Below are 12,784 nucleotides of genomic sequence, written 5' to 3'. Positions count from 1 at the left end.
GACTATCTTGAAAGAACCGGCGGGCCTTGAACCCGCGACTGGAGACTGAATATGGCAGCGGTCCAGGAGACCATTGATCAGGTCAAGTTGATTGACGTGACCGAATACAAATACGGCTTCGTCACCGAGCTCGAAGTCGAGAAGCCCGCCAAGGGGCTGACCGAAGACACGGTCCGCTACATCTCGGCGCGCAAGAACGAGCCGGCATGGATGCTGGAATGGCGGCTCGATGCCTTCCGGCGCTGGAAGACGATGACGGAGCCGACCTGGTCGCGCGTCAACTACCCGCCGATCAATTATCAGGACATCTACTACTACGCCGCGCCGAAGATGGGCGCGCAGCCGAAGTCGCTCGATGAGGTCGATCCGGCGATCCTGGAGACCTACAAGAAGCTCGGCATTCCGCTGCGCGAGCAGGAAATTCTCGCCGGCGTCGCGCCGGAGAACCGCGTCGCGGTCGATGCTGTCTTCGATTCCGTTTCGGTTGTCACCACCTTCAAGAAGGAGCTGGCCGAGGCCGGTGTGATCTTCTGCTCGATCTCCGAGGCGATCCAGGAGCATCCCGAGCTCGTAAGGAAGTACCTCGCCACCGTCGTGCCGGTGACCGACAACTACTTCGCCACGTTGAACAGCGCGGTCTTCACCGATGGCTCTTTCGTCTACATCCCCAAGGGCGTGCGCTGCCCGATGGAGCTGTCGACCTATTTCCGCATCAACGAGCAGAACACCGGCCAGTTCGAGCGCACGCTGATCATCGCCGAGGAGGGCTCCTATGTGAGCTATCTCGAAGGCTGCACGGCGCCGAAGCGCGACGAGAACCAGCTCCATGCGGCGGTGGTCGAGCTGATCGCGCTCGATAATGCCGAGATCAAGTACTCGACCGTGCAGAACTGGTTCCCCGGCGATGCCGAGGGCAAGGGCGGCATCTACAACTTCGTTACCAAGCGCGGCGATTGCCGCGGCAAGAACTCGAAGATCTCGTGGACGCAGGTCGAGACCGGGTCCGCCATCACCTGGAAATACCCGTCCTGCATCCTGCGCGGTGACGGCTCGCGTGGCGAGTTCTACTCGATCGCCGTGTCGAACGGCATGCAGCAGGTCGATAGCGGCACCAAGATGATCCATCTCGGCCGCAACACCACCTCGAAGATCATCGCCAAGGGCATCGCAGCCGGAAAGTCGGACTCGACCTATCGCGGCATGGTCTCGGCGCATCGCAAGGCGACGGGCGCGCGCAACTTCACCAACTGCGATTCGCTGCTGATCGGCGACCAGTGCGGCGCGCACACGATCCCCTATATCGAGGCCAAGACGGCCACCGCGATCTTCGAGCACGAGGCGACGACGTCGAAGATCGGAGAGGACCAACTCTTCTATTGCCAGCAGCGCGGCCTTTCCGAGGAAGAGGCGGTGGCGCTGATCGTCAACGGCTTCGTCAAGGAGGTGCTGCAGCAGCTCCCGATGGAGTTCGCCGTCGAGGCGCAGAAGCTCATCACCATCTCGCTCGAAGGCTCCGTCGGCTAGGCGACATCATGGTCTGGCATGCCAGACCAGCCACGCCCTTCTTGAACAGACACCAGCTGCGGATGCTTGGCACAAGACCGAGCGCGACGCGGCAGAAACCGGAACTCTGACCAATGCTCGAAATTCGCAACCTGACCGTCAAGATCGCCGACGAGGACACCCAGATCCTGAACGGCCTGAACCTCACCGTGAATGACGGCGAAGTCGCTGCCATCATGGGGCCGAACGGCTCCGGCAAGTCGACCCTGTCTTATGTCATCGCCGGCAAGGAGGACTATGAAGTCCTCGACGGCGAGATCCTGCTGAATGGCGAGAACGTGCTGGAGATGGAGGCCGATGCCCGCGCCGCCGCCGGCATCTTCCTGGCCTTCCAGTATCCGCTGGAGATCCCCGGCGTTGCCACCATGACCTTCCTGAAGGCGGCGATGAACGCGCAGCGCAAGGCTCGCGGTGAGGACGAGCTGCTCACTCCCGACTTCATCAAGCGCGTCAACGCCGCGGCGGATGGCCTTAGTATCAATCGCGAAATGCTGCGCCGCCCGCTCAATGTCGGCTTCTCCGGCGGAGAGAAGAAGCGCATGGAAATCCTGCAGATGGCGCTGCTCACGCCGTCCATGTGCATCCTTGACGAGACCGATTCCGGCCTCGACATCGATGCGCTGCGCATTGTCGCCGAGGGCGTCAACGCCCTGCGCGACAAGAACCGCGGTTTCCTGGTGATCACCCACTACCAGCGCCTGCTCGATCATATCGTGCCGGACACCGTGCATGTCATGGCCAAGGGCCGCATCGTCCGCACCGGCGGCAAGGAACTGGCCCTGGAACTCGAGAAGAGCGGATATGCGTCCTATGGGGAGGCCGCCTGATGGCCATCGTCACCCCGCTGAAGACCGCGGCCGAGCAGGTTCTCGCCCAGCAGTTCGCCAATGTGAAGGCTGAGCTGCCGGGAGCCGGGCCGGTTCGCAAGCTGCGCGAAGATGCCTTTGCCGGCTTTGAGACCAAGGGCCTGCCGCATCGCCGGCTCGAAGCCTGGCGCTATACGGATCTGCGCATGATACTGCGCGAGGCGAAGCCTCTCGCCGGCGGCAAAGCGGCGAATCAGGCTGTGCGTGACCGCCTTTCCACCCTCAAACTGGGCGGCCTCAAGCTCGTCCTGATCGACGGCGCCTTCAATCCCGAACTTTCGGGCCTGGATGCATTGCCCGAGGGTGTCACGGTTTATGCTTTGGCTGATGCGCTGGTTTCGCCGCGCGAGGATTTGACGCGGATCCTCTCCGGCCCCGGCGTCGCCGAAGACGATACCGGCCTGATGCTCAACACTGCACTGATGCGTGACGGTGTCCTGGTCGAGATCGCGGAAGGCACCGAACTCGCCGCGCCGATCGCCATCATCTCGCTCGCCTCCGGCGAAGAGGAGCAGGCGATCTTCGGCCGCTCGGTCGTACTTGCCGGCAAGGGCGTCAAGGGCTCTATCGTCGAGATCAGCGAGAGCACCGGGCCGAAGGCTGCGCAGATCAACACGGCGATCGTCTTCGAGGCCGGCGACGAGAGCGAGATCCAGCACATCCGGCTGGTGACGCGCCAGCCGGCCGAGACCGTGCAGGTTCTGAGCCTGCTCGCGACCGTTGGTGCCCATGCCAGGTTCGACTCCTTCGCGCTGATCTGCAATGCGGGGACGGTCCGCCAGCAACATTTCGTGCGCTATGCCGGTGAGCATACCGAAGTCGGATTGCGCGGCGTCAACCTGCTCGGCGGCCAGGAGCATTCCGACGTCACGCTTGTGGTCGACCATGAGGTCCCTCATGGCACCAGCCGCGAGCTGTTCAAGTCGATCATCGGCGGCGAAGGCACCGGCGTCTTCCAGGGCAAGGTCATCGTGCGCCAGCATGCGCAGAAGACTGACGGCAGCATGAAGAGCAACGCACTGCTCCTGAATGACGGTGCGACCATGTTCAACAAGCCCGAGCTCGAGATCTTCGCCGACGACGTGGTCTGCGGCCATGGCGCCACCGTGGCGCAGATCGACGGTGAGCAGCTCTTCTATCTGATGGCACGCGGCCTGCCGCGACCTCAGGCCGAGGCGCTGGTCCTTCAGGCATTTGCCGGCGAGGCGGTCGAGTTCGTTGCCGACGAGGCGCTGCGCGACCTGATCATGGGCGAAGTCGAAGGCTGGCTCGCGAACCGCAAGCACACGGCGGAGAACGCGGCCTGATGCCTTACGTCAATCTCCAGATCACCAAGGGCGCAACCCGCGAGCAGAAGGCCGAGATCGTTAAGGAGTTCACGCAGACCCTTGTCCGCGTGCTCGGCAAGAACCCGGAGAACACCCATATCGTGATTCAGGAGATCGAGCGCGAGGACTGGGGCCATGCCGGCGCGCTCGTCGCCGACAGGCCAAGCAATCCCGGAAAGGCCTGACCATGAATGCGCCGGTGAAGCCTTATGACGTTGCTGCCATCCGCCGGGATTTCCCGATCCTGAGTCGGGAGGTCTATGGCAAGCCGCTGGTGTATCTCGACAATGCGGCCTCGGCGCAGAAGCCAAATGTCGTCATCGATGCGATGAGCCGGCTGATGCGCGAGGACTATGCCAATGTCCATCGCGGCCTGCACTACCTCGCCAACGCTTCGACGGAGGCCTATGAAGCGGCGCGCGAGAGCGCGCGCCGCTTCATCAATGCCGCCCATCTCGAAGAGATCATCTTCACGCGGTCCTCGACCGGCGCGCTGAATCTCGTCGCCTCGTCTCTTGGCCGCCATCTCGGCATCCAGGAAGGCGACGAGATCATTCTCTCGATCCTCGAGCACCATTCCAACATCGTCCCCTGGCATTATTGGCGCGAGCGGCATGGCGCGGTGATCAAATGGGCGCCGATCGACGATGACGGTAATTTCCTCATCGAGGAATTCGAGAAGCTGATCTCGCCACGCACCAAGATCGTGGCACTGACCCATATGTCGAATGCGATCGGCACGATCGTTCCGATCGCTGAGGTTGCTGCCATTTGCCAGGCCTATCGGATTCCACTGGTGGTGGACGGCAGTCAGAGTGCGGTGCACCTGCCGGTCGACGTGCAGACCCTCGGCTGTGATTTCTACTGCTTTACCGGCCACAAGACCTATGGACCGACCGGCTCCGGCGTCCTCTGGGGCAAGCGTGAATGGCTGGAAAAGCTGCCCCCCTATGAGGGTGGCGGCGAGATGATCGTCACCGTCAGCGAGGACGCGATCACATATAACGACCCTCCGCATCGGTTCGAGGCGGGTACGCCGGCGATCGTCGAGGCCGTGGGGCTTGGCGCCGCGCTCGACTACATGATGGCGCTGGGGCGCGAGAACATCGCCGCCCACGAGGCCAAGCTCACCAGCTACGCCATGCAGCGGCTTGGCGAGATGAACTCGATCCGGATATTTGGCAGGGCTGCGAACAAGGGGGCCATCGTTTCCTTCGAGATGAAGGGCGCGCATGCGCATGACGTCGCGACCGTGATTGACCGCGCGGGTGTCGCAGTCAGGGCGGGTACCCATTGCGCGATGCCGCTTCTGGCCCGATATGGAGTGACGTCGACCTGCCGGGCTTCCTTCGGCCTCTACAATACGCTGGAGGAGGTCGACCATCTGGTCGAGTCGTTGCGGAAGGCCGAGAGCCTTTTCGCCTGAACGGGATTGTTGTGATGAGTGAGAGCGCCACCGAAGAGCTGAAGCCGAACGCCCCCAGCATGGGAGCGAGCTCGGGCCTGCCGCCGGAGGAGATCGATCGTCTCACCGACGATATCGTTGCGGCGCTGAAGACGGTCTACGATCCGGAAATTCCGGCCGACATCTATGAGCTCGGCCTGATCTACCGGGTCGATATCGCCGATGACCGCCAGGTCGCGATCGACATGACGCTGACCGCGCCAGGTTGCCCGGTTGCCGGCGAGATGCCCGGCTGGGTCGAGAACGCGGTGAGCGCTGTGCCCGGCGTTGCCTTGGTGACGGTGAACATGACCTTCGATCCGCCCTGGGACCAGTCCCGGATGTCCGACGAGGCCCGAGTCGCGCTCGACATGTGGTGACAGGGCAGGCGGGCTTCCGTGCCGGGACAGCGCAGGGCGAATGACCGAGAGCTTGCCATCGTACGGCGCGCCTATGCCCGGCAGATGCTCGCCAGCGTCGGCATCGCCGACAATCCTGCTCTTGAGAACGCCTTTGCGGCAGTCGCTCGCGAGCGCTTCATCGGCCCGCCGCCATGGCACATGTCGCGCGGCGGCGGCTATGCGGTCCTGACATCCAGCGATCCGACCGTCGTCTATCAGGATGTCTTGATTGCATTGGCGCCGGAGCGCGGCGTCAACAACGGCAGCCCAAGCCTGCATGCCCATTGGCTGAACGCGCTCGGGCCGCGCCCGGGCGAGCGTGTCCTCCATATCGGCGCTGGAACCGGATATTATACGGCAATCCTGGCACAGCTTGTCGGCCCTACAGGACAGGTGCTCGCAGTCGAGTACGATCCGACCTTGGCCGAGCGTGCCGCCGACAATCTGGCGGACCAGCCCTCGGTCACGGTCGTCAAGGGCGACGGGGCCGAATGGCCGTACGAGCCGGTTGATTGCATCTACGTCAATTTCGCCGCCGCGCGCCCGGCCGAGGCATGGCTCGATCGCCTCACGCCCGGCGGCCGGCTGATCTTCCCGCTTGGCGTGCCCGGGCCGGTCGATGCAAGGGGGAGGAGAGGGCGACAGTCCTTTCGCGGTGCGGGCTATCTGGTTGAACCGCAGGGCGAGGGCTTCAGTGTCTCCTGGCTGGGAATGGTATCCTTCGTTTGCGCTGAAGGTGCCCTGGCCGGAACGCCGGCCGAGCAGGCGGCCCTTTGGACGGCGTTCGGCGGCGGAGATGCTGAGTTCGTGAGCAGCCTGAGGCGTGGCGACGAGAAATCCTCTGTGCGGACCTGGCTGCAGGGCGATGGCTGGAGCCTAAGCTACGACCCTGTCACGAAGGAGCGATGATCTATAGCTCGGCGAGCATGGCTGCTTTGGCAGCACGGATGCGCTCCTCATTGCGTCGGTAGAATGTCCATTGCCTGATCCGCTTCGGCGTCACCAGCCCAGCCTGCACCAGGATCTTCATGTGTTCGCTCAATGTCGGCTGACTGATGCCGAGCTTCTCGGCGATGAAGACCCCGCAAACCCCATCCTCGACCAGATCTCCGTCGACCTGTGGCGGAAAATGCGCGCGCGGATCCTTCAGCCAATCCAGGATCTGGAGGCGGCGCTCATTGGCGAGCGCGCGGAACAAGTCTGCCGCATTCATTTTGTCACTTTGCCAAGTTCCTAATTCATGGCAAGAGGAATCCGTCTCAACTACCGGGTTTCAGCGCCGATCGGAGCCGCCATGCCGTCCTATCCCTTCGAAACCGTCGATGTCTTCACCGACCGTCGCTTTGGTGGAAACCCCCTGGCCGTCTTCACCGATGCGCGCGGCATGTCGGACGCGCAGATGCAGTCCCTGGCCGCAGAGATGAATCTCAGCGAGACGACCTTTGTGCTTCCGCCCGACGATCCGGCTCACACGGCACGTGTCCGCATCTTTCACCGCACCGCTGAAATGCCCTTTGCGGGCCATCCCAACGTGGGCACGGCCTGCGTGCTGGCGCGGCATGGCCGCGACCGGGATGGCGTGCTGCTCTTCGAGGAGATCGCGGGCCTCGTCGAGGTGAAGGTTGAGCGCGACGCCAATGGCGCTGTGACGGGCGCTACCATCGCAGCGCCGCAGCCACTCTCCACAGACATTTCCCTGCCCGTTGCCGGCATTGCCGCCTGTGCCGGTCTGGCCCCTTCGGATGTTGTGGTCGCGGCGCACCAGCCGCTGCAGGCCTCGGTCGGCGTGCGCTTCGTGCTGGCGGAAGTGAAAGCCGAGGCTCTGTCGCGAGCCGTTCCCGATCTTGCAGCGTTCCGGGCGCTTGAGGCGGCGCATCCGGAGCTGGAGAAGCGACTGTCGCTCTTCCTCTACGTGCGTGATGGGGAGAGCATCCGCGCCCGCATGTTTGCGCCATTGGCCGGCACATGGGAGGACCCGGCAACGGGTTCGGCAAGTGCCACTCTGGCAGCGCTGCTGCTATCGCTCGAAGGTGGCGAGAGCGCGCGCTTCGAACTCACGCAAGGCGTCGAGATGGGGCGCCGAAGTCTGTTGCAATTGACGGCGCGGCGCACCGGGGATGGCATCCGCGCCACCGTCGGGGGTGGATGCGTGCCGGTGTTGCGCGGCGAGGCGCAGCTTTAGATCATCGGACCGGATATCGTATCCGGCCCGATGATCTAACCTTCTATGTTTGCATCGGCCCGAAAACCGCATTCCACTTTTCGGGCCGATGCTTTAGCCAGCCAGCCCCAATTGCCGGCGCAGCGCCTTTGTCAGTTTGAGTGCAATCAGACGGTGGCTTTCGCGGAGATAGTCCCGGAGCGCGTCGTCTGGCATGCTCTCATCGGATTGCCGCTGGATCCAGGTCATCCCGCGTGAGGCGAGATAGGGGGCAGGCCGCAGACCGGGCTGTTCCTGGAGGATGGCGTAGGCCATCTCCGAACATTTGAACGTGACCGCCAGTGGCTTGCCGCCGCTCCAACCGGCAATGGCAAAGACCTTGCCGCCGACCTTCCAGACATGGGCGCCGCCCCACTGCACGACATGGCTCGTCGCCGGCAGCGTGGCGCAGAACGCGTTGTAGTCATCCAGTATCATTGGCGCCTTCGCGCTCCCATTGCGAGTAAGAGAGCTCAGAACTGCTCTGCGTCGATCCCATAACGGGCCGCCGCGGCCTTGATCTGCGACCAGGTCTCATCATCAAGGGGAATGCCCGCGCGGCCGCGCTCGGCACGGATTGCACGCTCCTTGTCGCCGGGCGCCAGCACGGGATCGGCCGGGTCCTGCGGCTTGGCTGCGCGAACAAAAGCGAGATAGCTCTCGGTCCGGCTCCTGCGCAGCGCCGCATCGGGCTCCAGCCGCGACGGGTCGATCAGAACACCGAACAGCGAATTGATGATCCAGCTCTTCTGGGGCTTTTCGTCGATACGGGCAGCGCCCATCAGTCCGGCCGAGAGCAGTTCGGCGATCAGCGAGAGGCCGGCGCCCTTGTGGTCGCCAAAGGGCAGCAGCGCGCCGAGCGGCAGGTCCGGAATGGCGTGCTGAAAGACATGGGCAGGATCGGTCGTTGGCTTGCCTTCGCCATCGAGGATGTAGCCTGGCGGCACCTGAACGCCCTTGTTCAGCGCGACGCGAGCTTTGCCATGCGCCATGCGGCTGGTGGCGAAATCCAGGATGATCGGCTCGCCATCAGGCACGGGAATGCCGATGGCGTGCGGATTGGTGCCGAAACGCGCTTCTTTTGCGGCATAGGGCGCGACGATCGGCGGGCGACCAGCGACATTCACCCAGAAGAAGGAGATCAGGCCCGCTTCCGCAGCGATCTCGGCATAATGGCCGATGCGGCCGATATGGTGCGCATCCAGCAGATTGACGATGGCAACGCCACCATCCTGCGCCATCTTGGCTGCCCGCTCGACCGCTTCACGCGCGGTGGGCTGCCCGAGTGCGACTTGGCCGTCGATGATCAGAAAGGGAGCGCCGTCGAGTTTCGTGACGGGCGCCGCATCCGGCTTCAGGTTCCCGTCAGCTAGCGAGGTGAAATAGAGCGGGATCATGCCGACGCCATGGCTGTCATGGCCGCTCAGATTGGCGAGCACGAGATGGTGGGCCGTCTCCTGCGCCTGCGCCTCCGTCCAGCCGGCCCTTGTGACCATCTCGCGGACGAGGGCATGGAGCGATTCCGGGCGATGCAGGCGATAGGTCATGTGTGTTCGAGCCGCTTCTGGTGAGAGCGCCACAGTGCATGCCCCGGCCAGTCATGCAATGCACGCAATGAAATGGCGCCGTTGCGCCGCAACACCTCGACGTTGCGCTTACCGATCCTTATGTTGGATTTGCAATCCTGTTTCATCGGGCCTTGAACCCGATCGAGGAGGGACGAGGATGTTTTCGATTCCGGGCCTGAAGGTGGTGTCGCTGACCGACGCCGCTGCGACGCGTATCCGCGAGATCATGGCGCAATCGGCGCTCGACAATCCCGACGCGCCGGCGCTCGGCCTTCGTGTCGGCGTCAAGAAGGGCGGCTGCGCCGGGATGGAGTACACCTTCGAGGTCGCGCGCGAGGCGCACAAGGGCGACGAGGTCGTCACCGAGAAGGATGCGACCGTGGTCGTCGATGCCAAGGCTGTGCTCTTCCTGCTCGGTACGGAGCTGGATTTCCGGAGCGACCGGTTCTCCTCGACCTTCGTCTTCAACAACCCGAACCAGGTTTCGGCCTGTGGCTGTGGCGAATCGGTCGAGATCAAGCCGCGCGCCGAGACCGCGCTCACCGGCTCCTGATTCCCGGGGAAGCAGCCGGTCAGGCGACGCGGCTTGTCGTGTCCAGCGCCTCTTCTGTGATGGTGCGGTTGCGGCCGTCACGCTTGGCCTGCATCAAGGCCTGGTCGGCTCGGTCGACCAGTGAACCGGCCGTGTCGCCGCGACGATAGACCGAAACCCCCAGCGAAATGGTGATGCGACCGAGATTCTCGTTGGTCGAGCGCTTGATCAACTCGCGGGTGAGGAGCGCCTGGCGCACCGTCTCGGCGCCAAACTTGCCCGCGACGATATCGGCCTCCGGCAGGATGATCGCAAACTCCTCGCCGCCGAAGCGCGAGATTACCGCCTTCTCCTTGAACTTGTCCTTCATGGTGCGGGCGACAAGACGCAGCACCTGATCGCCGGTCAGATGGCCGTGTGCGTCGTTGAAGGTCTTGAAGAAGTCGATATCGGCCATGACCAGCGCAAAGGGGTCGCGCTGCAGGGTCGCCTGGTCGATCGATTTCTGCAGCATCTCCTCGAAGTGCCGCCGATTGGCGAGTCCGGTCAGCGGATCGGTCAACGCTTCGGCCCGCGTCGTTTCCAGCGCCTCGCGAAGATGGCGGATCTCGTTGGAGCTGTCCTTCAATTGCGACTCGAGCTGGGTCTTGCGGACCACCTCTTCGCGGGTCGACATGACCAGCGCTTCGACCCATTCGCGCAAGCGCTGCCGGTCGGTCATCGGCGGGACTTCGTCGGACATCGCGCTGAGGCGGCCGTGATAGCGTTCGCTCGAATCCAGCGCGCGATCGACCAGTGACATCAGGCTGTCGATTTCGCCGAGCACCTGCAGGCTGGTGCGTTCGGCCTGGCGCGCGAGCCGTTCGGTGCTGATGAAACGATCATAGAGGCTATCGATATCGGCGGCGCCGACCTGGCCCTCGCTACCGGTGATGATGGCGCTCATCGCCATGCTGAGCGCGGGCATCTCGCCGCTCAGATGTGCGTACCAGACCTCGAAAGCGCGGGGATAGCCGGGAGAGCCATGTTGACGCATGGCCGTAACGACACGGTCGGGGAGGTCGGACGTGTACTGGGAGGACTGCGTCTGTTCGCTCATCGTCATCGCCCGACCGGAGCCGATCCCGCTGGCCACACCGGCCATCTCGGGCTCGATCATGAATCGAAGCGGGACATTCTGTCCGTCATGACGGCGGCAATCGCGCCCCGCAGGATGGCTGCGGGAAGCCCTAGCCACTCCGTAAGATTGGAGGAACGGTGTTAAGATACCGTTGATGCAGCCGTGTCAGCCGACCTTGACCGGCCGCAGCAGGAAGGCCGGAACGTGATCGCCCAGCCCCTTGACCTTGGGCTCGCGATCATCCTCGTCCCGGCGCCGGTCATGCGGGCGCGAATGCACTGGCACAGGCTGCTCGCTGTCATGGCGAATGCGGGTCTTGGTCGGCCGGTCCTCGCCACGGCGGCGGGCGTCGTGAGGAACGCGATCGGCAGCTTCCACGACCGCTGGCTGTTCCGACGGCGCGGCTTCCTCGCGCGGTGACCGCACGGGACGCCCGCGACCACCACGCGGCGAACGCTTGTCGTCACGGCGGCTGCGACGCTCGTCGCGCGGTTCGCCGGGAGGCAGGTCATTGAGGCCGGGGCCTTCCCAGGCGATCGCCAGGCCGGTGAGCTTCTCAACGGCGGCGACAAGCTTGTCGTCGTGGCGGGTCACGATCGTGAAGGCCGCGCCGAGCCGGCCGGCCCGGCCGGTGCGGCCGATGCGGTGGATATAGTCCTCGGCATGGGTCGGAACGTCGAAATTGAAGACGTGGCTGACGGCCGGGATATCCAGCCCTCGCGCAGCGACGTCGCTCGCCACCAGGATTGGATTCTCGCCGGTGCGGAAGGATTCCAGTGCCGCCATGCGTGCATATTGGTCCATGTCGCCATGCAGCGCGACGGCCGGAAAGCCATGTTTCTGCAGTGACTTATGGAGTGTCGCTACATCGCGCTTGCGGTTGCAGAAGACAATCGCGTTCTGCAGGTCCTTGGCGTCGCGGATCAGCTTGCGCAGTGTGTCGCGCTTCTCATAGTCCTGCGAATGCGAGGCGATCAGACGCTGGGTGATGGTCGTGGCCGCCGTCGCGGGGCGCGAAGCCTCGATGCGCACCGGGTTATGCAGGAACTGCTCGCTGATCCGTGTGATCTCCGGCGGCATCGTCGCCGTGAAGAACAGCGTCTGCCTCGTGAAAGGCACAAGCTTGCAGACCCGCTCGATGTCGGGAATGAAGCCCATGTCGAGCATTCGGTCCGCCTCATCGATGACAAGCAATTCGACGCCGGTCAGCAGCAACTTGCCGCGCTCGACATGATCGAGCAGGCGCCCGGGCGTGGCGATCAGCACGTCAACACCGCGGGTGATCTTGGCGTCCTGATCGCCGAAGGAAACGCCGCCGATCAACAGCGCAACCGAGAGCTTCTGGTTGACGCCGTAGCGCGAGAAATTCTCCTCGACCTGAGCTGCGAGCTCGCGGGTCGGCTCCAGGATCAGAGTGCGCGGCATCCGCGCCCTGGCCCGGCCATTCTCCAGAATGGTGAGCATCGGCAGGGTGAAGGCGGCGGTCTTGCCTGTGCCCGTCTGTGCAATGCCGAGGACATCGCGGCGCGCGAGCACATGGGGAATGGCCTGAGCCTGGATAGGGGTAGGCGTAGAATAGCCTGCGGATGTAACCGCCGTCAGAACTTTATCGCTGAGGCCGAGTTCGGCAAAAGACATCGAGAGTTGCGCTTCTTCAGGGTCGGTGACACGTGGCGGGACGACCTATCAACCGCGACGGTGGCGCGACTTCTCTTTCCTGCGCGCCTTCGGACCCCTGTCCAATGCAGAAATAACGCGGGAA

At 63.8% G+C, this 12,784-nt stretch carries 14 protein-coding genes; 9 read left to right on the top strand and 5 right to left on the bottom strand.

Annotated features, from left to right (window positions below):
• Positions 1–51 precede the first annotated feature (51 nt).
• From sufB to FG93_RS17510, 7 genes are all read left to right on the top strand, one after another.
• Positions 52–1,524, top strand: coding sequence for a Fe-S cluster assembly protein SufB (gene sufB, locus FG93_RS17540; protein WP_043236666.1), 1,473 nt, complete (start codon positions 52–54; stop codon positions 1,522–1,524).
• Positions 1,525–1,637: 113 nt separating this feature from the next.
• Positions 1,638–2,390, top strand: coding sequence for a Fe-S cluster assembly ATPase SufC (gene sufC / locus FG93_RS17535; RefSeq protein ID WP_043236665.1), 753 nt, complete (start codon positions 1,638–1,640; stop codon positions 2,388–2,390).
• A complete protein-coding gene (locus FG93_RS17530) occupies positions 2,390–3,736 on the top strand; it encodes a SufD family Fe-S cluster assembly protein (RefSeq protein ID WP_043236664.1) in 1,347 nt (448 codons plus the stop codon). Before sufC ends, FG93_RS17530 begins: the two co-directional genes overlap by 1 nt.
• Positions 3,736–3,942 (top strand): 4-oxalocrotonate tautomerase family protein, encoded by a 207-nt coding sequence (locus tag FG93_RS17525; protein WP_043236661.1) that lies wholly within the window; start codon positions 3,736–3,738, stop codon positions 3,940–3,942. Before FG93_RS17530 ends, FG93_RS17525 begins: the two co-directional genes overlap by 1 nt.
• Positions 3,943–3,944: 2 nt before the next feature.
• Positions 3,945–5,183, top strand: a complete 1,239-nt coding sequence (locus FG93_RS17520; protein ID WP_043236660.1) for a cysteine desulfurase — start codon at positions 3,945–3,947, stop codon at positions 5,181–5,183.
• Positions 5,184–5,197: 14 nt separating this feature from the next.
• Complete coding sequence (locus FG93_RS17515) at positions 5,198–5,581, top strand: SUF system Fe-S cluster assembly protein (protein WP_043236658.1); 384 nt, start codon at positions 5,198–5,200, stop codon at positions 5,579–5,581.
• Positions 5,582–5,599: 18 nt separating this feature from the next.
• Entirely contained in the window at positions 5,600–6,511 is a 912-nt protein-coding gene (locus FG93_RS17510) for a protein-L-isoaspartate O-methyltransferase (protein ID WP_043236657.1), read from the top strand.
• Between the two features lies 1 nt (position 6,512).
• On the opposite strand, the gene FG93_RS17505 is transcribed toward FG93_RS17510, so the two are convergent.
• A complete protein-coding gene (locus FG93_RS17505; protein ID WP_043236655.1) occupies positions 6,513–6,815 on the bottom strand; it encodes a helix-turn-helix transcriptional regulator in 303 nt (100 codons plus the stop codon).
• Between the two features lie 81 nt (positions 6,816–6,896).
• Here FG93_RS17505 and FG93_RS17500 point away from each other — a divergent pair, with 81 nt between their 5' ends.
• Positions 6,897–7,784, top strand: a complete 888-nt coding sequence (locus FG93_RS17500) for a PhzF family phenazine biosynthesis protein (RefSeq protein WP_043236653.1) — start codon at positions 6,897–6,899, stop codon at positions 7,782–7,784.
• Between the two features lie 93 nt (positions 7,785–7,877).
• Here the strand turns inward: FG93_RS17500 and FG93_RS17495 are convergent, their stop codons facing one another.
• Together FG93_RS17495 and FG93_RS17490 are read right to left on the bottom strand one after the other, a co-directional pair.
• The gene (locus tag FG93_RS17495; protein WP_043236652.1) at positions 7,878–8,240 is read right to left on the bottom strand and encodes an MmcQ/YjbR family DNA-binding protein; all 363 of its coding nucleotides are present in this window, start codon (positions 8,238–8,240) and stop codon (positions 7,878–7,880) included.
• Positions 8,241–8,275: 35 nt separating this feature from the next.
• A complete protein-coding gene (locus tag FG93_RS17490) occupies positions 8,276–9,349 on the bottom strand; it encodes a malate/lactate/ureidoglycolate dehydrogenase (protein WP_043236650.1) in 1,074 nt (357 codons plus the stop codon).
• A gap of 178 nt (positions 9,350–9,527) precedes the next feature.
• On the opposite strand from FG93_RS17490, the gene FG93_RS17485 reads away from it, so the two are divergent.
• A complete protein-coding gene (locus tag FG93_RS17485; protein WP_043236649.1) occupies positions 9,528–9,923 on the top strand; it encodes an iron-sulfur cluster assembly accessory protein in 396 nt (131 codons plus the stop codon).
• Between the two features lie 19 nt (positions 9,924–9,942).
• Here the strand turns inward: FG93_RS17485 and FG93_RS17480 are convergent, their stop codons facing one another.
• Positions 9,943–11,001, bottom strand: a complete 1,059-nt coding sequence (locus FG93_RS17480; protein ID WP_043236880.1) for a GGDEF domain-containing protein — start codon at positions 10,999–11,001, stop codon at positions 9,943–9,945.
• A gap of 186 nt (positions 11,002–11,187) precedes the next feature.
• Positions 11,188–12,660 (bottom strand): DEAD/DEAH box helicase, encoded by a 1,473-nt coding sequence (locus FG93_RS17475; protein ID WP_043236648.1) that lies wholly within the window; start codon positions 12,658–12,660, stop codon positions 11,188–11,190.
• Between the last annotated feature and the right edge of the window lie 124 nt (positions 12,661–12,784).

This window comes from Allobosea sp. LC85 (assembly GCF_000735605.1).
In the GTDB taxonomy this organism is placed as follows: domain Bacteria; phylum Pseudomonadota; class Alphaproteobacteria; order Rhizobiales; family Beijerinckiaceae; genus Allobosea.
This window is presented reverse-complemented; position numbering and strand designations above follow the sequence as displayed.